The organism is Autumnicola patrickiae, assembly GCF_031846525.1.
Lineage (GTDB): Bacteria > Bacteroidota > Bacteroidia > Flavobacteriales > Flavobacteriaceae > Autumnicola > Autumnicola patrickiae.
On record NZ_JAVRHM010000004.1, the window covers coordinates 99,076 to 123,625 of the forward strand.

Below are 24,550 nucleotides of genomic sequence, written 5' to 3' on the forward strand. Positions count from 1 at the left end.
TTTTGTCATTTCTGAAAAATCGACAGAGAATTCCAGGTTTGTATATTGGCTTTCCAGAAGTCTGTTTAGCTCAACAACAGTTAAATTTTTAGTTATAAAGTTGATATTTAGTTCCTTCTTCATCTGTTTTTGAAACTCTCACGACAGTAAAATCATAATTGAATTCGCTTATAAAATTTTCAAAATCAGGAATGATCTCTTCGGGAATCGATGGAAAAGTATGATCGCCATTGTAATTTTTATAGCTTACCCTCCAACTTAAACTTGTGAAATCTGATTTTTGATATTCTACATTATATCTTACCTCATCATAATCACCCGTTATATCCAGGTCCATTTGTCCTAAAGCAGGACTGGTGTAAGTAAAATCTAAGTCAATTGGTTCTTTGATTCTAAATTGATCATTTTCATCGTTGATTGACAAATACTTATCATTGATCCGAAGCGTCTGATTTATGTTATAGCTATTATATTTTTCGAAATCTTCAAGGCGAGGTAAACTAAAGGTTAAAGAGGTTACAGGATCCAAACCCGTGAGCTTCAGGTAAACAGTTTTATATTTATCGGATGGCCCAGCCATTCCAACACCCAAACTTACAAGAGGATTTGCAAAATTTAGAGAATAGGAGTCCATTTCTGTACTTGCTTCTGCAAAGTCATATACCGCATTGTTTCCCATTGTATTTAAATCTTCTATATACAAATAGCTATTTTTATCTGGTTCTCTAACGTATAAATAGAAATCCTCATTAGATGTTGTGGCGTATTGAGTATATTCTGATTCTAAGCTTATACCCGCATATTCAATTGGCCCAGCACCCATACCATAGGGACCAGCCACGTTATAATAATCATATTCTGTAGGAAGATTTATTATCTGAAAGTCATATTCTGTACCATTACTACTTACATAATTGCCATATTCTTCTTCCAAATAGTGCACATTTTTAATGGCACGAATACTATAATACCACGGAGTGAAAGTGATATAATTTACATTAAAATAATCTTCATTAAAATCATCTGGTCTTGAGATTGTGATGGTAGCGTTATTAGTTATCTCTTCATAAGCAATTGTTTCTCCATTAAAATCCACTAATATATATCCAGTAGTATTTTCATTCAAATATTCACCATAATCAACAACAGCCAATGTATTTAAAAAGTTAACTTCAACTGATGTTGATTTAACCGAAGTTTCACCATCCAGAACGTCCAGAGTTATGTCGTGTGTTCCATCTGTAAAGTTCTTTGTATTTAAGGTTATAGGATCACCATTCTCATGTGCGCTTATAAACTCGCCGTCGACAAGTAAATTTATCACAGGCTCAAAATTTGTAGCTTCAACAGTATAATCAAGTGATACCTGATTCCACAAAGTATCTTCGCTTTTAACTGCTAAGGATAGCGTTGCTTCATTATCAACTTCTATAGGATCTTCATCACCGCTACAACTTGAAAGATTAACGGCAATTAGCAATAGAATGAGTTTGAGAAAAGGGTTTAAGCTTACGGAATGTAATTTTTTTGTCATGTGTAATGTTCTGTTAGATACCTTGATTGTTCTGTGTAAGTAAAATGTTTGATCTTTAATTATTATGATTTTAATACGTCCGAAAGCAACGTCTTATATTCCTGAACATGCTCCTCAAATGTTTTCTGTAAATGAAGCCATAATAAAATTCCTGTTACCAAGAATATCGCTCCGATTATAAACATATAGGAATGGCTATTTACTTCTAAAATTACCGCAGCTAAAAAGCCCAGCCCCAGAATAATATTTGCAAAAATCACCAATTTCGACAAGATGTGTGGCGTAAAGTAAATTTTTACATCAGCCTTATTGCCGGTACCTGCTTTTAGTATTTTTCCGTTAACAATAAGATGATTCTGGGAATTCAGTTCAAAGCCAAGGAGCATTCGTTTTCGTAATTTAAACCTGACTGAATTTATCTTATCATCATTTATATTAAATACAAATTTTCCAGCAGATCCCAGGGAGGATTCTAGTCTTTTGCCAATCTCTTTAGGGCTGCTTTTTACCTGAAAATTCCATGCTTTCATATTTATCACTTTACATGTTTGTCACGATTATAGTTGAGATGTTACGGTTGGGGTGTGGAATTGTCGGCTTCGAAGGATTCTCATGCATTTTTTGTGCTTAAAAAGGGAGACTAAAGGAGCTATGGAAGCAGTTTATTCTGTATCTTCAAAGGTATTTTTACAATTAACGCGATTTACAAAGATTAGGATTAAATCTTTTTCTTCCTCTGGTTCTTTTCCTGCATTTTTGAGAGAGAATTCCTCAATTTGAGTTATTCATTGTTGTTGGCGGTGCTTTTTCCCCTCTATTCAATCCTTATACTCATAAGTAATGCATCATACTGCTCACTATCTTTTTCATTAATTTTGTCCAAAATAAATGTAGCTGTTTTTTTCATTTCAGGAATGTCGATTGGCGTCATACTTCTTTCAAACAATCCTTCTAAATGCGAAAATTCATTATTAATTCGGTCAGTCATAGTAGAAGCTTGTCTATTATCTCCGAAAAACTTTGTTAGCTTTTCAAGTTGGTCGTTAGCATTTGGGTATTTATAATAAAGAAATGCTTCTAAAAATTTACGGGTATTATTTCCAAAATTATAGAACAAATTATGTTGGTCTTCATCATCTTCATCTGCAGTTGAACATTTATAAATTTGGTGAAATAGAAAATTGAACTCTGTTACATAGTCTTTCAGATATCTTGGCATTATTCTGATCTTACTATTTTCTTTATCTCTTGATATTAGAAAATAACCGCATTCATTTTTATTTAAAGCACTTGGTAGCCGTTTTAAATATTTTAGAAAATCAAGATTATGTGTGGATAGGAAAATTTGTTCGAATTCTTGTTTAGCAAATATCTCTGCATTGATCAGGCTATAAACGAAAAATATATGATTACTATCTAAACTCGAAATTGGGTCATCTATCCAAATAACAGGTTTGCTACCTTTGGTTTCTATGTCTTCGAGTTTGGCCATAAAATAGCAGAATGCAATTAAGCTACATTCGCCTTCGCTCAAATGATGAGCTTTATTTCCATTCCTAACAATTTCAAACCTAACTTTTTTATCTGTTTCTTCTAATGCCTGCAATGTTAGGAAATCATGCCCGAAAAAATTATTCAAATATTCGTTAACCTTTAAAGCACCTTTTTCTTCATCTTTCATCAACCTTTCCTTGTCTTCAATCTGTAATTTTTGCTGTTGAATTTTATTCTCTATCTCTTTTTTCTTTTTTGTTTCTATATCTGAAGAATCTTTTAAGACTTGGATTTCTGCAATTTCTTTAACGTACTGAATAGTTTCTACAAAATCACTTATTTCCCTTAAACGAAGCATTTTTTTTGCTTCTGCTTGCTCACTTCCTAAAGAATTGCTGTAATCATTTGCTTGATTTCGAAAGTTTTCAAATGTTGTCCAACATTCTTCGAGCTCAATACTCTTATCACTGATTTCAACAAATTCTTTTGGATTCAATAAGTCATCTTTTCGTATTTGAAGATATTTTTTAGTCCTAATTAATTCAGCTTTTATACCGTCAATTAATTGTTGCCTTTTCAAAATCAGATTATCTAAAACCGAGTGAAACTTTGAATAAAAAATGTTCTTGTTTATAGGTATTAGTAGACCTATACGATTAATTTGAATATCCAATTCAGAAATTAAATGGTCAATATCTTTTTCTAATTTCTCTGATTCTTCGTCAAAATGACTTTCAAGTTCTTCCCAACGTTCTTGAGATATTTGATTACCACAAAATGAACAATTTTGAAGTTTATCTTTATGGATTTGTCTTCCTTCTTTAACCCATCGATTAATAATAGCATCTTTTAAAAGTTGTTCTATTTTATCCGAACTACTTATTGATTTAGTTACAAGTTCTTTAGCTTTTGAATTGAGAATGTCAAAGTCAATCTTCGGTTTTGCTATTGCTTGAATGTCTGAATTTACACTTTCCTTTAATAAAGAAAGTTTTTGTTCTATTTCCTCATCTGTAGAAGGTTTGAACCTTGAATTCAAGACAACATCAATATCTGCTTGTAATTTATTGATGTTGTAATTTTGGTCACCAAACTTTTCAGATTTGTACTTAATTCCATTTGGATTGTTGGTAGCTTTAAAACTCAATTGGCTATTTAAGCTATCATTTTTATTTTGATAAGTTTGTAAAGCGGTATTTGCAATAGTTGTTGCGTTCTTCAATTCAAGATAAAATCCACTTTCCTCATCTTCTTCATCAACTCCTAATTCATCCTTTAGTGCCTGGATTTCAGTTTCAATCGTAGCATTACCTCCAATTATAGCAAAAGGTGTAATGCTTTCCTCTGAATTGACTATAAAACGGAGATTATCTTTTATGAAATCCTCATTGAATACTCTTATTTTTTTTCCATGGTTGGCTAAATTATCTTGATTAGCATCTGCTATACTCTGAATACTTACTTCAAATTGAGGATTTTCATATTTATCAGAAATGGAACCTGTCTCTAATGCTCTTATAATTCTTGAAAGAGTAGTTTTTCCCGAATAGTTACGTCCATAGAAAATATTAATCTTTTTAAATGGTACAACGTTATTCCCTTTATCTCTAATATTTGCGTCCCAACTGAAATTTTTAAAAACAGCAAGATTATTTATGGATTTGAATTTTGTAATCATCCTATTTTCTTTTTTGCATTGTCCACAACAACTTAATAAACGCACCAGCGCCAAAATTTCTCTTTTAGCACCAGCACATCGCAATCTAAAAAATCGTAGGGAATTTTGTTAAAACTAAGCTAAATTATTAAACCTGAAAAGTTTGTACGAAAAACTTTTCAACCTAATCTTAAACAACTTTAAATTTTTAGATTCTTCAGCTTCCTCCTCCCCTCACTTCGCTCTGCAAAACTTCAAAACATTCGCTATATTTAGCCCTCTTAAAAACCACTCATAATGCTTAACAAATTATTGCCTGCGCTACTACTGTTGCTATCTTCTTCAGCAGTATTTGCACAGGAAGAAGAAAAGAAAGACGATACCAAATGGGATGTTTCTAATCCTTATCCTGCCGACTGGAATATTAAGGAAGTGCCGTTGCAAACCAGCGAAGGTACCTGGATGAACCTGGACGTAAGCCCCGACGGGAAAACCATAGTTTTTGACCTGCTGGGCGATATTTACAGTATGCCAATTACCGGCGGGAAAGCCACAGCGCTAAGAACCGGAATGGCCTACGAGGTGCAGCCGCGGTTTAGCCCTGATGGCTCCAGGATTTCCTTTACCAGCGATGCCGGCGGTGGCGACAATATCTGGGTAATGCAAAAGAACGGAAGCGATGCCCAACAAATCACTGAAGAAGATTTCCGACTACTAAATAATGCCGTCTGGACTGCAGACGGAAATTCCATTATCGCCCGTAAACACTTTACCTCGGGACGTTCCCTGGGCGCCGGCGAAATGTGGCAATATCATTTGGCAGGCAAAGGCGGAATTCAGCTTACCGAGCGCAAAAACGATCAGCAGGACGTAAACGAGCCGAGCATTTCGCCCGATGGCCGCTACCTTTATTACAGCGAAGATATGTATCCCGGCGGCAATTTTCAGTATAACAAAGATCCCAATAAACAGATCTACGTGATCAAAAGATACGATTTTGAAACGGGAGAAAATACCACGATTACAGGCGGTCCCGGCGGTGCTGCGCGGCCACAGGTTTCACCAGACGGTTCCAAACTGGCTTTTGTAAAACGAGTCCGCACCAAATCTGTGCTTTATATTCACGATCTGGAAACTGGCCAGGAATGGCCGGTATACGATCAGCTAAGCAAAGACCAGCAGGAAGCCTGGGCGATTTTTGGCGTTTATCCCGGTTTTAGCTGGATGCCAAATAATAAGGAACTTGTTTTTTGGAGTGAAGGCGGCATCAAAAAGGCAAATATCGATACTTACGAGGTGGAAGATATTCCGTTTGAGGTGAATACCACTATCCAGATTGCCGATGCTTTACATACAGATCACGAGGTTTTTTCTGAAACTTTTAATCCGAAGGTGATTCGCCATGCGGTAACTTCTCCCGACGGAAAAACTTTGGTTTTTAACGCAGTGGGTTACCTGTGGAAGAAACAACTGCCCAACGGAAAACCTCAGCGTCTTACTAATTCTGAAGACTTTGAATTTGAACCCGATTTTTCTGCTGATGGGAAAGAAATCGTCTATGTGACCTGGGACGACGAGCGAATGGGAAGCATTAAAAAGATTTCCGTTTCCGGTGGAAACGAAACTACGCTTACGTCTAAAAAAGGTATTTATCGGAATCCGTCGTTTTCAAATAATGGAAAAATGATCGCTTTTGCGAGGGAAGGCGGGAACAGCGACCAGGGTCAGGTTTTTAGCAAAGAACCGGGAATCTACTTGATGAGCGCTTCCAGAGAAAACATTAGAAAGATTAGTAAAGAGGGCGATTTTCCGGTTTTTAATGTGGACGACAGCAGGGTTTTCTTTCAGACCGGCGGCTACTTTTTTGGTGACCTCGAGAAAAACCTGAGAAGTGTAAACCTTAACGGCGAAGACGAGCGTACTCACGTAAAATCCAAATACGCTAACCGACTTTTACCCAGCCCCGATAATAAATGGATCGCATTTTCGAACCTGCACAAGGTTTATATCGCGCCGCTGGTGATGACCGGCCAAACGATCGAATTGAACGAGAATACGAAGTCTGTTCCCGTAACGCAAATTACTAAAGACGCGGGCATTAATTTGCACTGGTCCAATAATAGCCAAAATATACACTGGACTTTGGGCGACGAATATTTCACCAATAAAGTTTCGGAACGCTTCACTTTTCTGAAAAATTCGCCCGATTCTATTGCTCCAATTACCGAAAATGGCCAAAAAATAGGCCTGGAAGTAAAAACAGACGTTCCGGAAGGGCAAATTGCCTTTACCAACGCCCGGATTATCACTATGGAAGGCGATATAGTGATCGAAAACGGCACGATTGTGATAAAAGGCAATAAAATTGTTGCGATTGGACCTTCTGAAGAAATTAATGTGCCGAAAACTGCCAAAATTTACGATGCATCCGGAAAGACGATTATGCCGGGAATGGTAGATGCACATGCTCATATTGGTGCTTTTCGATACGGACTTACGCCGAAACAACACTGGCCAAGTTATGCTAATCTTGCTTTTGGTGTGACCACCGCGCACGATCCTTCCGCTTTGAGTGAGACGGTTTTTGGAATTTCGGAATTAATAAAAAGCGGAGATATGGTAGGACCGAGATTATATTCCACCGGAATTATCCTTTATGGCGCCGAAGGGGATTTTAAAGCGGTGATCAACAGCCTGGACGACGCGAGATCTGCCTTGCGAAGAACAAAAGCTTTTGGAGCGACTTCAGTAAAAAGTTATAATCAGCCGCGAAGGGAGCAACGTCAGCAAATTTTACTTGCCGCAAAAGAACTGAACATGAACGTGGTTCCGGAAGGTGGAAGTACATTTTTACACAATATGAACATGATCGTGGACGGCCATACCGGGATTGAACACAACATCCCTATTGCGCCGGTTTACAAGGATGTAAAAACGCTGTGGGGCGAAAGCAAAACCGGCTACACTCCTACGCTTATCGTGAATTATGGCGGAATAAACGGGGAATATTACTGGTATGAAAAGACGAATGTATGGGAAAATGAAAAACTGCTGAATTTCACTCCGCGTCAGATAGTAGATTCCCGCTCGCGCCACCGCACGATGGTGCCACAGGAAGAATACGAAAACGGACCGATCCTGGTTTCAGAAACGGCTAAAGAACTTTCTGACGAAGGCGTAAAAGTGAACATGGGTGCTCACGGACAATTGCAGGGATTAGGCGCACACTGGGAACTCTGGCTCATCCAGATGGGCGGCATGAGCAATCTGGAAGCTTTAAAAACTGCTACTATTAATTCTGCCGAATACATTGGAATGGACAGTGAAATAGGCTCCCTGAAAGAAGGAAAACTAGCCGATTTGCTGGTAATGGAAGAGAATCCGTTAGAAGATATTCAGAATTCCAACACAATAATCTATACGATGATAAACGGCCGACTTTATGACGCCGAAACGATGAACGAGATTGGCAATAATCCGAAAGAGAGAGGAAATTTCTATTGGGAAAATAATCGTTACAGTCCGGCGTTTGACTGGCATGAACAGGGACACGGGTGTATGGCGCATTAAGTTCTTAAACGGTAGTTCGTAGACGGTAGTTTTTTGAGTCGCTGCGCTCTTAGTTTGGAGTTGGAAAAAAGTTGTGAGTTGTCTGTTGTCGGTTGTGGAGTTTTGCTCGTGGTTCGCTGCGCTCATATTCTGGAAAAGATGTGCAAATTCCATTAAAAATAATTTTAGATGTAACAATCTAAAAAGCTTATTTTCATCCCATGGAACTTTACCTAACGGTTGCTATTATTTTCATTGGGATTATTCTATTTGTAAAGGATTACTTTACGATAGACACTACTTCTATTCTCATTATGGCGCTGTTTATAGTTTCGGGGGTGCTGAGTCCGGAGGAGGGATTTTCGGGCTTTAATCATCCCGCCACGATTACCCTCGCCTGTATGTTTGTAATTAGCGCAGCGGTTTTTAAATCGGGGATAATTGACGGTCTCAGCAGTAAAATCATCAGAATTGCCAAAATTAACTACCTGCTGGCGCTTATTACTTTTTGTGCCACAGCGGCAGTTTTTTCTGCATTTATAAACGATTCTGCAGTAGTCGCGATTATGATCCCGATGGCTTTATTGGTTTGCCGCGAGACAGGAATAAGTCCGTCGCGATTGCTGATTCCAATATCTTTTTCGGCACTCTTCGGCGGAACCTGTACATTAATTGGTACTTCCACAAACATCCTGGTTAGCGGAATTGCACAGGAGAGCGGACTTGAAGCTTTCGACATGTTTGAATTTGCACTTCCGGCGCTGTGCCTGCTCGCCGTAGGTCTTACCTATATTTTTATTGTAGCTCCAATTTTACTTCCGCAGAGAGAGAGTGCAGAAGAGTCCGGTTTAAAGAAACAAGCGGAAAAATATATGTCTGAAATTGAACTTTCTGAAGGCAATCCAGATATAGATCATTCAATAGGAAAATCCGCACTGGTACGTGATTACAAAGCACAGATTTTGACCATTAAGCGCAAACATCACCACGTTTATGAAATTAATGCCGATACAATGTTGCGAGAGGGTGATTTAATAAAGGTGCTTACAGATCCAGAATGTCTCTCCAAACTCAAAACAAACCGGCATTATGCGGTAATTGGTGACAAAAAAGATATTTCTGAAATTAAGCCTGCTGAAGAATCTAAAGAAGAGAAGAAAGTTTATGAAGTGATGATCCCTTATGGATCTGATCTTGCCGGAAAATCCCTTACAGAAATAAACTTCCGGAATACTTACTATGCTTCTGTCCTGGCGATAAGGCATAGAAAAGAAACGATTACCCAGGATGTGGCCCACGTAGAACTGAAGGAAGGCGATATGATGCTTCTATTTGCTTCAGAAAAAAATATCAACACCTTATCTGCCAGAAAACTGGTGGTAACGCTTTCAGAATATCAAAACCGGAACATTAATTACCGCAAGGCGATCCCGGCGCTACTTATCATTATTGGTGTGGTTACGGTTGCAGCGTTTAACCTCACTTCTATTCTTATGAGTGCCATGGTGGGAAGTCTGCTTTTGGTGATCCTGGCGGTTTTAAAACCTTCAGAAGCTTATGAGGCCATAGAATGGAAAGTGATATTTATGATGGCCGGGGTACTTTCTATGGGTAATGCGCTGGAGAAAACCGGCGGCTCAGAGATTATTTCAGACTTTGTTTTTGAAAATATGGGCGGTCTGGATCCCAGGATCACGCTAAGTCTTATTTTTCTTGTTACCTTTCTCTCAACAAACGTTCTGTCCAGCAAAGCTGCGGCGGCTTTAATGTCACCAATTGTAATTAGCCTTGCCTCGGCCATGACGGTAAGTGAAAAGCCGTTTTTAATTGGGGTGATGTTCGCCTGTTCGTTAACTTTTATGACTCCCGTGAGTTATCCGGTAAACACGATGGTTTATGCTCCCGGAAATTATAAGTTTAATGATTTTCTTAAATTTGGAACACCTTTAAATTTTATAATCTGGATCGCTGCGTCTTTTATAATACCCATTTTTTTTCCTTTTTGAAATGAGAAAAGTAAAACTACATAACCCGTTTAAAACCAGGATCATTGACGAAAAACTCATTCGAGAACACCTGGCCCTGGAACGCACCAAATTAGCCAACGAACGTACCGTTCTTTCTTATATAAGAGCTTCCCTTTATTTACTTATTGGTGGACTGGCACTCCTGCAGATTAAAGAATATGACCACGTAAAGTGGCTTGGCTATTTATCCCTTTTTATATGTGTACTTTTTATAACGGTTGGTATCTGGAGATATATAGCATTAAACAGAAAACTTAACAAGTTGCTCCAGCCAGACGAACCAGAGGAAGAGGAAAAAACTGATAAGAATTAAATTATCTTCCGGCGCCTATGCTCCAAACTCTGGTACATTATTTTCTTCATTTTGTAGCCATTGTGTATATCGCATGGCTGGTGGATCGCAGGAACTGGAAACAGGCTTACCTTATCCTGCTGGCGACGATGCTGGTGGATCTTGATCATCTTGTTGCCACGCCAATTTTTGATCCCGATCGCTGCGGAATAGGTTATCATCCCCTGCATTCAGAAATGGCAATTATCGTGTATCTCTTCGGAAGTATTATCGTAAAACACCGTATTCTAAGACTGATTTTTATAGGACTACTTTTCCATATGCTAACCGATTTCATCGATTGCCTCTGGTCCTTCTCGAAATGCAGTGAATGCTATTATTCTTCGGAAATTTATAAGCTGAAGGAATTCTGGACCAACTAATTTCCTGAAGCAACAGAAGCCAGATCTTCCAGGATTTGCACAATTTGCTGAAGCTCTTCGGAATTTCCTGTTAAAACATGCCGCTGAATAAGATAATCGGGATCGTTGTACGAAATATGCACCACCTCCTCTTCGTCCTGCCAAACCAATATTTTTTGCGGCAGGTCCAATGCTACAGTTTGCGACTCCTGCATGAGTTGCGCTTCCAGTTCGGGATAAGAAAATATAATTAAAGTTGAAGGGGGAATTTCCACATTTTCGGCCGCAGCAGTAGCCTGATGATTTACCTGTGCGATAATATCTAAATTTTCATTTACAGAAATCGCACTTCTAAGGGCCCCAAAAGTTTCACTAAAGTTCTGGGCACTTTCTAAAGAGGTAATTCCTTCTTCAAAATCTACTGTCGCATTTGCCGAAAATTTAACTTCGGCATTAGTGGCTGCATTTGCGAGATCCCTGAGACTTGTAGCAAGTTCGTTATAGTGATCTGATCCTTCGAGCCCGTATCGGGAAGTCAAATACGGAACAGAATTATAAACGGCAAAAACTTCAGAATTTTCATTCTGATAAAACATCATTTTAATAGGTAAGTCCAGACCCACCAGCGGATTTTCAACAAGCAATAGTGCTTCAAACTGTGAATATTCGAAAAAGACTGTGCTAACAGGATTTAAAACCCGACCTGTAGCAATGGCATTTGCAGCATGATCTACTTCAGTAAGAATATTAATATTGATATTTTGGTTTACTGCATTTTTAAAGCCTGTATAGGTTTCATCAAATTCATTATTACTTGCAGAATAGCGGGTGCCGGTAACCCTCATAACATCTGAAGAGAACAAAACATCGCCGGGATCATCATTTTCACAGCCCATTAGCAACAAGCAAAGACCAAACAAAAAAGCAATTTTTTCCATAGAACCGTCTTAAAAAGCTCAATTTAAAGCATCTCAGGAAACAGAAGAAATCTTTGCCGCTTTTAATCGAAATTTCAGCTTATTTTTTCTCAGAAAAAGGTAAAACAGCGCCTTCAAAATAGCTGTAAAAATATATTTTCGACCTAAAACTTGTATCTTTACCCCCGCTGTTTCAATTTGAATAGCAACAACAAATCACCCGAAAAACTACACTTATGCACATAGCCATCGCCGGAAACATTGGAGCGGGAAAAACCACACTTACCAGATTGCTCGCCAAACATTATAAATGGGAGGCCCACTTTGAAGATGTTCTGGAAAATCCATACCTCGAAGATTTTTATAATAAAATGGAGCGATGGTCTTTTAACCTTCAGATTTACTTCCTGAACAGCAGGTTCCGGCAAATCCTTCAGATTAGAGAAAGCGGAAAAGATATTATTCAGGATCGTACGATTTATGAAGATGCGCATATCTTTGCGCCTAACCTGCATGCAATGGGCCTCATGCCCAACCGTGATTTCGAAAACTACAAATCACTTTTTGAACTTATGGAAAGTGTGGTACAGGGTCCGGACTTACTTATTTACCTTAGGAGCAGTATCCCAAACCTGGTAGCACAAATCCAGAAACGCGGCCGGGAGTATGAAAATTCCATTTCCATAGATTACCTCAGCCGACTTAACGAACGATACGAAGCCTGGGTCCACGATTATGATAAAAGCAATTTGCTCATTATTGATGTGGACAACATCAATTTTGTGGAGAATCCGGAAGATTTAGGTGATATCATCAACCGGATCGACGCGGAATTGCATGGGTTGTTTTAGAAATTGAAAGAGTGGAAAGTGGGCTTCGACAGGCTCAGCCGGACTACAACTCGAGTGTCACACTGAGATTGTCGAAGTGGAGATTGCCGAAGTGTAGGTGAGGAAAAACAGATACGGACTTCGACAGGCTCAGCCGGACTTTAATGCCAGTCCCGGGCTTCTCACACTCCGCTTGTCACACTGAGCTTGTCGAAGTGTGGACGACGTTAGCAGGAATGGGCTTCGACAGGCTCAGCCTGACTGTAGTAACTCGGGTGTCACACTGAGCCTCTCGAAGTGGGGATTGGAAGCATAGTAATTCAACTTACAGAAATGAAGCTTTTCTTGGTTTATATTGTGGATTGTTCAGACAGGTCCTTCTACATAGGAGTGACTTCAAACCTCACAAAGAGATTGACCGAACATAATTCAGGGGTTTATCCAGAAGCTTTCACTTATAAAAGAAGACCAGTAGCTCTAAAGTGGGTCGAGCAATTTACAGATCCGCACCAGGCCTTTAAGGTTGAAAAGCAATTGAAAGGATGGAGCAGGAGGAAAAAGATTGCGCTGATTGAAGGAAACTGGGAAAAACTGGTTCAGTATTCTAAGAATTATACTGAAAATGGTTCTTCAACTGAAGAGTCATAATTCCAATGATAAGGCTTCGACAAGCTCAGCCTGACAGTAACTCTGATGTCACACTGAGCTTGTCGAAGTGGAGGAATGAAGCAGGGAAGGGCTTCGACAGAGTGATCCTGATTTAACGATGGCTTCAACAATGAGGCTTCGACAGGCTCAGCCGGACTTTCATTTTGCGTATCATCCTTAGAGTGTCACACTGAGCTTGTCGAAGTGTGGATGACGAAAAACAGATACGGGGCTTCGACAGGCTCAGCCGGACTGTGATTTGGTATTGTCACATTTCGAGTGTCACACTGAGCTTGTCGATGTGGCAATCACTTTATAAACCCGTTCTCCCTGGCATGCTCAACAGCTTCTTCAGACGTATGGACCATCAACAAAGGTGTGGAATCGAATTTATCAATTACACTTTGCACCCTTTCCATTTGCCGTTTATGCTTTACACTCCGCAAATAAATCGCCAGAATCCTGTCGGAATATTGAGCGGCGATTTCGGTGTAGATTGAAGCGTCATGTTCCCCGCTGTCACCAATGAGGATAAATTTTAAATCGGGATAAGTTTTCAGGATATTTGCTATTTCTTTTTGCTTATGAGGTTTTTCAGGTTTTGTGGTGCGATCGAAAGGAGTCCGGAAATTCCGGAGTAAAATTGGCCCTTTCGGAAATTCGTTATGATCGAGAAATAGCTTCAGATACTCATACATGTTCCACGGACTGTTACTCAGGTAAAACATCGGATTCTGATTTTTTCCGGATTTGCCATGATGCAGTTTCTGGTAAAGTTCCGGCGCACCCTTTAACGGAATCCGGCTGTAGGCATTGGTAAGCAAAGAGTTTTTAAGTAAACGCCACTTCAAAAAAGAAGTCACACCGGTGTGCAAAATGGTATCATCAATGTCGCTAATCACCCCATATTCAGCATCGGCAGGCGGCACGAGAAATTCACCTTCAAAATAGTCCTCCAGCATCTTTGTCTTTGGAGAAACCTCACCTTTGTAATGCAGTTGGTAATCGATCCAACCTTCCTCATCGGCATTTTCAGCTACGTTTTCCTCTAAAGTTTTATCGAAAAGAAAATATCCTTCCCCATTGGTTTTATGACTGAGTTTTATTTTTCCCGGGATGACAAGTTCTATTTCAGCATCTGGAATTTCAAAACTGTCGAATTGTTTCCAGGTATTCTTTGTGGTTTTCCAAAAAGACTGATCCTGAACGATTTTTAGCGGCTCATTGTCCAGCGCGCGTCCAAAAACATAAAGCCGGGAATACGTACCATAGCTACGGTAAGGTATTAAAAGTACCTGCTCAAGATTACGATATCTTCCTATAAATTTCTTTAGACGTTTAAACATTTTTAAGCGATTCTATTTTTATTAATAATACGACAAATAACAGCCGATGCCGAAAATTGCCAATTTTCGTGCTTCATGTATTCAGGCGTTCCAGGGCTTCCCCCATATCTATTCCAGATTTTAGCACACCCGCGAATAAATCCCCCTCCCGCTCTATTCTTTCAGGCATACTTTTTATGTTGAAATCAGCTAACTGCAATCCGGACTTCACTTCTTTCCACAGAAGCGGTGCAGAAACTGTTGCACCGGGTTTGGGTCTTGCGCAATAAGGAGCGGCCAGCGTTTGCCCTCTTCTGTTCTGAAGATAATCCAGGTAAATTTTACCCTTCCGTTTTCTTACATTCCGCTCCATTGTGGTGATTTCCGGTAACATTTCGTTGATGAAATAGCAGAGCAACTTCGTGAAATCGCGACCTTCTTCATAAGTATAAAGCGCACCCAGCGGAATATACACATGAATTCCACTGGAGCCCGAAGTTTTACAATAACCTTCAATTCCTGCTTTTTCCAGCACCACTTTTGCTGCCTGCGCCACCTCAATAACTTCTTCAAAAGTATTTTTTTCTGAAGGGTCTATATCAATCACCGTAAAATCTGGATTTTCGAGATTCTGAACCCGTGAACTCCACGGATTAATTTCGATACAGCCCAGGTTCGCCATATAAAGCAAAGTCGCTTCTTTTTGGCAAAGCATATACTCAATATCTTTTTCTGAAGATTTTGAATGGATTTTGGTGGTCTCGATCCAGTCGGGCAAAATACCTTCGTTGTCTTTCTGATAGAATCCTTCTTTTTTTATTCCGTTGGGATGCCGGTGAAGATTTTGCGGACGGTCGATTAAATACGGAAGAATAACTTCGGAAATATTTAAATAGTAATCGATTAGATCATATTTTGTAAAGCCAGATTCCGGCCAGTAGATTTTTTCCAGGTTGGTAAATGGCACTTCTATCCCGCCAATTTCCAGGTGTCCCGCTTTGGAAGAGCCAGACCCGGAAGTAGCAGATGTACCCGAATTATTTTCGGTTGGTGCTGGATTATCCACCACTTTTTCGCCGGTGATCTCCGGAACATTTTTATCACTGCGCAGCCCTTTAAAAACCGGGTGACGCATGTTTCCGCTTTTAGTCCATTCGGTGAATTGCACTTCACAGATTAATTCCGGTTTTATCCAGTTTGGTTTCCGTCCTTTTAAATTCGGATTTTTTCCGAAGGGATTTTTGTCTGTTTCCCGCTCTTTAAACATTTTAAGCAGCTCTCTCTGCTTTGCAGCTGAAAAACCCGAGCCACAGTTTCCAATGTAGGTAAGCTTTTCATCTTTAAACATGCCCAGGATTAGGGATCCAAAACTACCACTTTCAGAATCTGTATAACCACAAATAATAGCCTCGGTACTTTCTATAGCCTTTATCTTCAGCCATTTCTCACTACGGTAACCCGGAGAATACGTAGAATCTGCTTTTTTTGCTATCACGCCTTCCATGCCGGCATCTATAGCCCGTTTAAAAAAAGTGCTTCCCATACCTTCCATATGCTCACAGTAAAAAGTATGGTAAGTTCCCTCTATCACTTCTTCTATAAGGGATTTTCTTTGAACCAGCGGAAGTTCCATCATACTGTGTCCATTCAGGAACAACATATCAAAGACGTAAAAACGTAATTCCCCCAATGTAGTCTCGTCGTAATTCTGTAACTTCTGAAAATCGGGAATTCCTTTTTTATCCACCACCACAACTTCCCCATCCAGGATCACATTGTGTGAGATTTGCTCCAGGTCCCGTACCAGCCGGGAAAATTTTTGATTGTACGAAACTCCGTTTCTGGAATGCAGCTCCACGTCGCCATCTTTTACATTGGCAATCATACGATAACCGTCCCATTTAAGTTCATAAATCCATTCCGGATCGTTAAATATTTCTTTGGTGGCTGTGGCCATCATTGGTTTAATAGCCTCGGTAGGCTGGAGGGTTTTGACTTTTGGCTCCTGAGGTGTTTTTACTGCTACAGAAGACGTATAATCTTCAGCATCGTAAGCAGTATCAATAGAAAACTCGTCGTTCTTTTTAATCAGTAACCATTGATTTCCTTCTCCCCGGCCTGTTCTCACAAGTGCGAAGGTGCCCATGATTTTTTTTCCGAAGAATTCCAGCTTCAGATCGCCTTTTTTCAGTTGTGCGACAAGTTGTTTATTATCGATTCCGCCGGTGCCCCTGTAAATACCTTCGTCCCAGATGTCCATTACCCCTGCTCCATAGTTGCCTTTGGGAATGGTGCCATGAAAAGTGAGGTATTGTAAAGGGTGATCTTCGGTCTGTATCGCCAGGCGTTTGTCACCGGGATTCATTGAAGGACCTTTAGGAACAGCCCAACTTTTGAGGGTGCCTTCCAGTTCCAGTCTTAAATCGTAGTGTAGGCGGCTGGCCTGGTGCCGCTGAATCACGAACCTTAGCTGCCCGTCATTACTGGAAATTGATCCTTTGGGCTCCGGAGTGGTTTCAAAATTTCTTTTTTTAAAGTATTCTTCTAAGCCCATCAGGAAGCTTTACCTTTCTTTTTGTCCAGACTTGCTTTAAGCTGCGCCATAAGATCTTTAGCAGGAGTTGGTTTATCATCAAATTTCTCTGCTTTGGAAATTTTTCCGGTGGATTTCGATTTGATGATCTTCATTAACTGATCGTTATAAACATCTTTAAATTTATCAAAACTGAAGTCGGTCGTATACTGTTCAATCAGGGAAATCGCCATGTCCACCTCCTTCTTGGCAACTTTTGTATCAGGCAATTTTAGTTCACCTGGATCACGAATTTCATCTGCAAAACGAATTACATGCAGCACAAGCGCATCTTTATATACGCCCACAAGACTAAGATGCTCCTTTTGCCTCATTACAAAAGTCGCAACTCCCAGTTTTTTTGTTTTCTTAAGTGCGTTGCGTAGCAGATTATAGGATTTACCTCCTTCTTTTTGCGGTTCGAGAAAATAAGGTTTTTTAAAGAGGACATCTGCAACTTCTTTTTCTTCAATAAATTCTTCAATATCTATTGTTTTGCTTTTCTTCATGTTGGCATTTTCAAAGTCTTCTTTTTCCAACACTACGTACTCTTCACCTTGTTTAAAACCCTTTACGATGTCCTTCCACTCCACTTCCTTTCCTGTATCTTCATTCACCCTTTTGTAACGGATACGCGCATTATCATGTTTATCCAGCATGTCCAGGTCTATCTTCTTATCTTCAGAACCGGAATACATTTTAATAGGTATAGAAACTAAACCAAAGCTTATTGAACCGTTCCAGATGGACCTCATATTTTAATAATTTAAGTTAGTAAAGGATGTTTTGACGGATATTTTCTACGGAAATATCGTGAAGCGGTATCACTTAAAGTCCGTTTTCCTACAACAAAGGGAAAATTAATGTACTATAGGAAAATTCCTGCGTGCTTCATTGTTAAAATGATTGGCATTCTAAGAGTTCCGAAGCGCCTTAATTAGTTCTTTTTTACTCATCTTACTCCTACCCTCTACTCCTACTTTTTTAGCTTCCTCGTATAAATCCTCTTTGCTCCTTTCTTCGTACTTATCTGCCTTACCTCCTTTTTTACCGGAGTCAGGATCGTTTGCTATACGGGCGGCTTTTGTTTTGCTCATCCCTTTATCACGCAATTTTTCGTACTGCTCGTCATTCTTAATCTGTGGTCCATGATCTTTAGCCATAACAAAAAGATTTAAAAATTAGACTACTAAAGCTACAATAAAAGCCTGTTTTACCTAAACAAAAGCTGTGGATTAACGCTGTTTTAACTCAGGCAATTGAAAGCAGAAGCAAAAGATTTTGTGATTCAGGTGCCTCCTAAGAAATTCATTAAACAAACCTAAAAATAAGTTAAAAAAGCAAATGCGTTAATAACAAGTTTTGACATATCCTAAATTTATAGTACAAATTTTTAAAAATAATGAAATTAAAAAAGAAAATATTATTAATCGAGAAGCTAGAGGAGCTAAGATCTGACAATCTTGTAAATTGCCAGTTTTACCAGAATGCCTATTTATCTTGCGATAAAATCTACATAAAAAATATCTTTTTGCGCCTTTGCAAACAGAAAGAAAATTTTTGTGAAGAACTTGAAACCCTGATAAAAGAGCTGCAACAGGAAGTTTACGCACTCCAAAACAACAATGTTCCCAATTTTACCAGTCCTAAAAAAATAAAGAATACTTCCCCTGGGTTCCGAATGCACAGCAAGCGCAACTTTTATGAAACGTTTAAGCGTGAGAGCAAAAGCTATGCAAAGTATCTGGAATGTCTGGCAAAAGCTAATGACGGAAAAATAAGAGAGAAATTAATGTCCCACCGTCATAAAATCCATCTCACCCTTAGCGAAATGAACATAATGGGAATTAAAAAATATCCTATTGGTTCACTATAAAAAAACCTCCAAAACTCCCCATAATTTTCCTATAGGAAATCCTGAAGGTAATCTAATTAAATTAAAGGGATTACAAGCCTAAAGAATCTATTTCAATTCAGTAGCTCCCTCCTTAGAATGCTTCACGTCCATATCTACTCTCTTCTTTTTCATTTCATCAGGAACCTGTTGTCCAACTGCGCCTTTTCCAATAGTAATTCCACCATCTACACAATAAACAGAACCTGTAACATAAGACGCCTCATCTGAAGCCAGGAACAAATAAATATTCGCAACCTCTTCTACAGTACCACGTCTACCCATAGGAGTAGCATTTACCATCGTATTTTCCATTTCTTCGTTCATTGGTCCTGTTTCCTTGTGCGTCCAGGCAGTATCTATAGCACCCGGAGCCACAATATTTGCCCTCACTCCGTTCTTCGCCTGTTCCCCGGCAACACCCTTGGTAAAAGAGTGGTTAAAACCTTTGGTACCACCGTAAACTGCTACTTCGGGAATACCAAGAATTGCAGATTCTGAACCTGCAGTAACAATATTACCCTTTGTTTTTTGCAATTCCGGTAAAGCATACTTTGTGAACATAAACGTGGTGCGGACGTTGTTCTTTATAAGATTATCAAATGCTTCCACAGAAAATTTATCTGCAGTATTACTTTCCGGAAAAACACCCGCATTGTTAATAAGGATGTCCAGTTTTTGCCATTTATCGATAACGAGCTTAATGGCTTCCTTTACATTTTCTTCGGAAGAAATATCTTTATGAAAAGCCAGAGCTTCACCTCCATTTTCTTCAATTTCCTTCACCACAGCGTCAACCGGATTATCCGGAAGGCCAATAATAAGCACTTTGGCCCCTTCGGCACAAAAACGTTTTGCTATAGCCTCTCCAATTCCTGTAGCTCCGCCGGTCACAATTGCTGTTTTCTCACTTAATCTTCCCATTTTATTCTTTTTTAGTCTGGTTAATAAATATTCAGACTTAAATTACTACTTCAGATGGAAAATTTTGAATAAATACAGCTGATTATAATAAGTTTAAGAAATTTGCCGTCGATTGTTATTATTCGGAAACAGGAAAATAAGAGAGGTGCTAAAAATGGCAATTACCGACTTAAAGTATATGCTAATCTTATTGTAAGAATCTCTTCTACTATTTCAGTGAAACCATCATTTAATCATTTTCTTCAGAAGTAAAGAAAGCTATAGATCCCTCCTGATTCTCTTCAGTTTGAGATAGATTTACAGAAACCTCGTTTGATTCTTCCCGTACTTCCTGAGCATCTACAGTATGTCCTCCCAGGATAGGCGCCAGAACGAGCCCTATAAGACAGGTAAGCTTAATAAGAATATTCATAGATGGGCCAGAAGTGTCCTTAAATGGATCGCCAACAGTATCCCCGGTTACCGCAGCTTTATGAGCATCGGAACCTTTGTAGGTCATTTCGCCATTGATCATTACCCCGGCTTCAAAAGATTTTTTAGCGTTGTCCCAGGCACCGCCGGCATTGTTCTGAAAAATTGCCCAAAGCACGCCGCTTACCGTAACTCCCGCCATGTAACCGCCAAGCATTTCAGCAATCAGCAAATTGTCATATCCAAAAATCATCGGAATAAAAGCAATGGCAATAGGAAATCCAATGGTTAGGACTCCGGGTAATAACATTTCCTTTAAAGCTGCATTGGTAGAGATTTCGACACACTTATCGTATTGAGGTTTTGCTGTTCCTTCCAGGATACCCGGAATTTCCCTAAACTGCCTTCTTACCTCGTTGACCATTTCCATCGCTGCTTTTCCGACAGAACTTATAGCTAATGCCGAAAATACCACTGGTACCATTCCGCCAACAAAAAGCATCGCGAGTACCGGAGCTTTAAAAATATTAATTCCGTCAATCCGGGTAAAGGTTACATAAGCTGCAAAAAGCGCAAGGGAAGTTAAAGCTGCAGAAGCAATTGCAAAACCTTTGCCACTGGCAGCCGTGGTATTTCCCACAGAATCCAGAATATCTGTTCTTTCCCTTACCTCTGCGGGCAAATCGCTCATTTCGGCAATACCACCTGCATTATCGGCAATTGGCCCAAAAGCATCAATGGCAAGTTGCATTGCAGTGGTCGCCATCATCGCCGAAGCTGCCATTGCGACGCCATAAAATCCTGCCAGACCATAAGAAGCCCAAATCGCAGCAGCAAAAAGTAATACTGAAGAAAAAGTAGAAATCATTCCGGTAGAAAGCCCGGCAATGATGTTAGTAGCTGCTCCCGTGCTGGAGTTCTGAACAATAGAGAGTACCGGTTTTTTTCCCAGTCCGGTGTAATATTCTGTAAAGGCAGAAATTATCCCACCTACTCCAATTCCCACTAAAGTGGCATAGAAAACGCGTATTGCCGGAATTGTTACATAATTAAACCCTTCGCTTCCTCCCACAAAAAATCCCATCTTCATAGTGGTTTCGGGAAGCATCCATCTTACCAGAAAAAAACTGGTCACCGCCACAAGTGCAATGGAAACCCAGTTACCGATATTCAGCGCTTTTTGTACTTCATCTTCTTTAGCAGAATTATCTTTTATTTTCACGAGTAAAGTTCCAATAATGGAAATAATAATCCCTGCACCGGCAATGGCAACCGGAAGCAAAATCGGTCCGATTCCTCCAAAACCTTCTGTCCTAATATCGCCGCCCATATCTTCAATAATATAATTTCCCAGCACCATGGCAGCAAGTACGGTAGCCACATAACTTCCAAATAAATCGGCACCCATTCCGGCAACATCTCCTACGTTGTCACCAACATTATCTGCAATAGTCGCAGGGTTTCGTGGATCGTCTTCAGGAATCCCCGCTTCAACCTTTCCTACAAGGTCGGCACCAACATCGGCCGCTTTAGTATAAATTCCGCCACCCACGCGCGCAAAAAGTGCTATTGATTCGGCTCCCAGGGAGAATCCGGCAAGGGTTTCAAGTACCACCGTCATTTGTGCGGTATTGGTCCATTCGCCGCCCATAAAGTAGTGAAAGAAGAAAATAAAAAATGCGCTAAGTCCAAGAACGGCTAATCCTGCAACCCCAAGCCCCATTACTGTACCGCCTCCAAAGGAAACTTTTAAAGCCTGCGGAAGGCTGGTACGTGCTGCCTGTGTTGTTCTTACATTGGTTTGGGTGGCGATTTTCATCCCCATATTTCCTGCAAGGGCAGAAAAGAAAGCGCCAAAAATAAAGGCCACAATGATGAGCCAATGGGTTGTAGGAACCACATAAGCAATAGCGGCGAGAGCTATACTGGCTCCAATAACAAAAAAGGTAAGTAATCTGTACTCTGCTTTTAAAAATGCCAGAGCACCTTCGTAAATGTGTGAGGAAATGTCCAGCATTTTTCCGTCTCCGGCGTCCTGTTTCATTACCCAGGATCTTTTAAACCACATGTACAATAGTCCTAAAATGGCCAATACTGCTGGCACGTAAATCATCATTGCTTCCATATTGTTAAACATTAGTTAATCTAGCTAATGTATGAAATCAATGATAATTAAAAAAGCAATAACTTTTTAAGGTTATTGCTTTTAAATACATAATTTTTAAAGACTATAATTGCGGATTATATACCAAACCTGCTTTTATCACCATCATATTCTTCAAAACGTTGAACGCACTGTCTTATAATTTCCCGTGCCTCACTGGCATCTCCAAAATCGCCTGTATCCACTTTTTTCTTTTCAAGATCCTTATAAACTTTAAAGAAATGCTCAATTTCCTTAAGCATATGCCCGTTTAATTCATTAAGATCACTAAGCCTGTTCCAGATAGGATCAGAAACCGGTACACAGATTATTTTTTCATCAGGTCCTTTTTCATCGGCCATATGAAAAACACCAATCGGCTTAACTTCCATTACAATACCCGGGAAAGTGGGCTCAGATACCAAAACCAATACATCCAAAGGGTCACTGTCCAGCGCCAGGGTGTTTGGAATAAATCCGTAATCTGCAGGATACATCATCGATGAGAAAATCATCCTGTCGTAACGTACTTTTTTCAGTTTAAAATCGTACTCGTATTTGTTTCTACTCCCCTTCGGGATCTCTATTAGTACATCAAAAGTTTCAGACATTATTTTATTGTTTTCAAATTTTAAAGGCGGTAAATATAAGTAATCCTGACTTTAAATAATGTTATTAAAAAGGTAAAGCCGCAGAAGCTTGATGAAAATCACCTTCAGGATCTATTGATTTTAGATTTAGGCAATGGGTTGATGAGAAGTGAATTGAAATTGAACTAAAGGATTTTTATGTATAAAAACAAAAACTCCACCGTATAAGGTGAAGTTCTTGTAAGTATTTATTAATCTGCTTCTTGTTATTTGTAAAGAACCTTTTTAACAGCTTTAATCACATCGTCGCTATCTGGTAACCATTCTTTTAAAAGAACCGGGGAATAAGGAGCAGGAGTATCTGCAGTGTTTATTTTTATAATAGGTGCATCTAAATAATCGAATGCTTTTTCCTGAACCTGGTAAGTAATTTCTGTAGAGATATTTCCAAACGGCCATGATTCTTCAAGAATTACAAGACGGTTGGTTTTCTTTACAGACTCCAGGATAGTTTCATGATCCATTGGACGAATAGTCCTTAAATCAATAATTTCGCACGAAATGTCTTCTTTCTCCAATTCTTCAGCAGCTTTGTAAGCTTCTTTAATAATTTTTCCGAAGGAAACGATAGTAACATCTGTTCCCTCACGCTTAATATCTGCTTTTCCGATCTCAATTACATATTCCTCTTCAGGAACTTCCCCTTTGTCTCCATACATTTGCTCACTTTCCATGAAAATTACAGGATCGTTATCGCGTATAGCAGATTTAAGAAGGCCTTTAGCATCGTAAGGATTAGAAGGAACTATCACTTTTAACCCCGGACAGTTTGCATACCAGCTTTCGAACGCCTGGGAGTGTGTTGCCCCTAATTGTCCTGCAGAACCTGTTGGGCCACGAAAAACGATAGGAATATTAAACTGCCCACCACTCATCTGGCGCATTTTGGCAGCGTTGTTTATAATCTGATCAATTCCCACTAAAGAGAAATTGAAGGTCATGAATTCAATTATCGGGCGGTTCCCATTCATCGCACTACCCACTCCAATTCCGGAGAAACCAAGTTCAGAAATTGGTGTATCAATAATACGTTCAGGACCAAATTCATCCAGCATACCTTTAGAAGCTTTATAGGCTCCGTTATATTCTGCTACTTCCTCCCCCATCAGGTAAATGGTGTCATCTTTGCGCATCTCTTCGCTCATTGCCTGCTGAACGGCTTCCCTAAATTGAATTGTCTTCATTATAGTGTATTATATTATTGTATAACTTGAAAGAACAAAAATAGTAATTCAATAAAGTTTTTACCATAATACCAGTACAAAAATTTCGGAGATTCCCA

At 39.5% G+C, this 24,550-nt stretch carries 19 protein-coding genes; 7 read left to right on the plus strand and 12 right to left on the minus strand.

Annotated features, from left to right (window positions below; translation table 11 throughout):
* Positions 1-88: 88 nt before the first annotated feature.
* From RM549_RS05165 to RM549_RS05175, 3 genes are all read right to left on the minus strand, one after another.
* Entirely contained in the window at positions 89-1,480 is a 1,392-nt protein-coding gene (locus RM549_RS05165) for a hypothetical protein (RefSeq protein WP_311682498.1), read from the minus strand.
* 116 nt (positions 1,481-1,596) lie between these two features.
* Positions 1,597-2,064: a DUF423 domain-containing protein gene (locus tag RM549_RS05170; protein WP_311682500.1), complete on the minus strand. Its 468-nt coding sequence runs from the start codon at positions 2,062-2,064 to the stop codon at positions 1,597-1,599.
* A gap of 284 nt (positions 2,065-2,348) precedes the next feature.
* Positions 2,349-4,751: an AAA family ATPase gene (locus tag RM549_RS05175; protein ID WP_311682644.1), complete on the minus strand. Its 2,403-nt coding sequence runs from the start codon at positions 4,749-4,751 to the stop codon at positions 2,349-2,351.
* 231 nt (positions 4,752-4,982) lie between these two features.
* Here RM549_RS05175 and RM549_RS05180 point away from each other — a divergent pair, with 231 nt between their 5' ends.
* The 4 genes from RM549_RS05180 (at position 4,983) to RM549_RS05195 (ending at position 10,975) form a co-directional block, all read left to right on the plus strand.
* Positions 4,983-8,255 (plus strand): amidohydrolase family protein, encoded by a 3,273-nt coding sequence (locus RM549_RS05180; protein ID WP_311682502.1) that lies wholly within the window; start codon positions 4,983-4,985, stop codon positions 8,253-8,255.
* A gap of 200 nt (positions 8,256-8,455) precedes the next feature.
* Positions 8,456-10,240 carry an SLC13 family permease gene (locus RM549_RS05185; protein ID WP_311682504.1) on the plus strand — a complete coding sequence of 595 codons (1,785 nt, stop codon included), beginning with the start codon at positions 8,456-8,458 and terminating at the stop codon, positions 10,238-10,240.
* Position 10,241: 1 nt separating this feature from the next.
* Positions 10,242-10,574: a DUF202 domain-containing protein gene (locus tag RM549_RS05190; RefSeq protein WP_311682506.1), complete on the plus strand. Its 333-nt coding sequence runs from the start codon at positions 10,242-10,244 to the stop codon at positions 10,572-10,574.
* Between the two features lie 17 nt (positions 10,575-10,591).
* Positions 10,592-10,975, plus strand: coding sequence for a DUF6122 family protein (locus RM549_RS05195; RefSeq protein ID WP_311682508.1), 384 nt, complete (start codon positions 10,592-10,594; stop codon positions 10,973-10,975).
* Here RM549_RS05195 and RM549_RS05200 read toward each other — a convergent pair.
* Positions 10,972-11,892: a DUF302 domain-containing protein gene (locus RM549_RS05200; protein WP_311682510.1), complete on the minus strand. Its 921-nt coding sequence runs from the start codon at positions 11,890-11,892 to the stop codon at positions 10,972-10,974. The two genes, RM549_RS05195 and RM549_RS05200, sit on opposite strands and share 4 nt — an antisense overlap.
* Before the next feature lie 215 nt (positions 11,893-12,107).
* Here RM549_RS05200 and RM549_RS05205 point away from each other — a divergent pair, with 215 nt between their 5' ends.
* Both RM549_RS05205 and RM549_RS05210 read left to right on the plus strand, forming a co-directional pair.
* Positions 12,108-12,722 carry a deoxynucleoside kinase gene (locus RM549_RS05205; RefSeq protein WP_311682512.1) on the plus strand — a complete coding sequence of 205 codons (615 nt, stop codon included), beginning with the start codon at positions 12,108-12,110 and terminating at the stop codon, positions 12,720-12,722.
* A 312-nt stretch (positions 12,723-13,034) separates the two neighbouring features.
* Positions 13,035-13,349, plus strand: coding sequence for a GIY-YIG nuclease family protein (locus RM549_RS05210; RefSeq protein WP_311682514.1), 315 nt, complete (start codon positions 13,035-13,037; stop codon positions 13,347-13,349).
* Between the two features lie 308 nt (positions 13,350-13,657).
* Here the strand turns inward: RM549_RS05210 and RM549_RS05215 are convergent, their stop codons facing one another.
* The 4 genes from RM549_RS05215 to RM549_RS05230 form a co-directional block, all read right to left on the minus strand.
* Positions 13,658-14,695 (minus strand): App1 family protein phosphatidate phosphatase, encoded by a 1,038-nt coding sequence (locus tag RM549_RS05215; RefSeq protein ID WP_311682515.1) that lies wholly within the window; start codon positions 14,693-14,695, stop codon positions 13,658-13,660.
* A 73-nt stretch (positions 14,696-14,768) separates the two neighbouring features.
* Positions 14,769-17,228 (minus strand): DNA ligase D, encoded by a 2,460-nt coding sequence (gene ligD / locus RM549_RS05220; protein WP_311682517.1) that lies wholly within the window; start codon positions 17,226-17,228, stop codon positions 14,769-14,771.
* A complete protein-coding gene (gene ku / locus RM549_RS05225; RefSeq protein WP_311682518.1) occupies positions 17,228-18,001 on the minus strand; it encodes a non-homologous end joining protein Ku in 774 nt (257 codons plus the stop codon). Before ku ends, ligD begins: the two co-directional genes overlap by 1 nt.
* 159 nt (positions 18,002-18,160) lie before the next feature.
* Entirely contained in the window at positions 18,161-18,409 is a 249-nt protein-coding gene (locus RM549_RS05230) for a DUF7218 family protein (RefSeq protein ID WP_311682519.1), read from the minus strand.
* A gap of 239 nt (positions 18,410-18,648) precedes the next feature.
* Here RM549_RS05230 and RM549_RS05235 point away from each other — a divergent pair, with 239 nt between their 5' ends.
* Positions 18,649-19,122 (plus strand): hypothetical protein, encoded by a 474-nt coding sequence (locus RM549_RS05235; protein ID WP_311682521.1) that lies wholly within the window; start codon positions 18,649-18,651, stop codon positions 19,120-19,122.
* Positions 19,123-19,209: 87 nt separating this feature from the next.
* Here the strand turns inward: RM549_RS05235 and RM549_RS05240 are convergent, their stop codons facing one another.
* From RM549_RS05240 to RM549_RS05255, 4 genes are all read right to left on the minus strand, one after another.
* A complete protein-coding gene (locus tag RM549_RS05240; RefSeq protein ID WP_311682522.1) occupies positions 19,210-20,064 on the minus strand; it encodes an SDR family NAD(P)-dependent oxidoreductase in 855 nt (284 codons plus the stop codon).
* Between the two features lie 229 nt (positions 20,065-20,293).
* A complete protein-coding gene (locus tag RM549_RS05245; RefSeq protein ID WP_311682646.1) occupies positions 20,294-22,600 on the minus strand; it encodes a sodium-translocating pyrophosphatase in 2,307 nt (768 codons plus the stop codon).
* Between the two features lie 116 nt (positions 22,601-22,716).
* Entirely contained in the window at positions 22,717-23,229 is a 513-nt protein-coding gene (locus tag RM549_RS05250; RefSeq protein WP_311483104.1) for an inorganic diphosphatase, read from the minus strand.
* Positions 23,230-23,474: 245 nt separating this feature from the next.
* Entirely contained in the window at positions 23,475-24,452 is a 978-nt protein-coding gene (locus RM549_RS05255; RefSeq protein WP_311682524.1) for a pyruvate dehydrogenase complex E1 component subunit beta, read from the minus strand.
* Between the last annotated feature and the right edge of the window lie 98 nt (positions 24,453-24,550).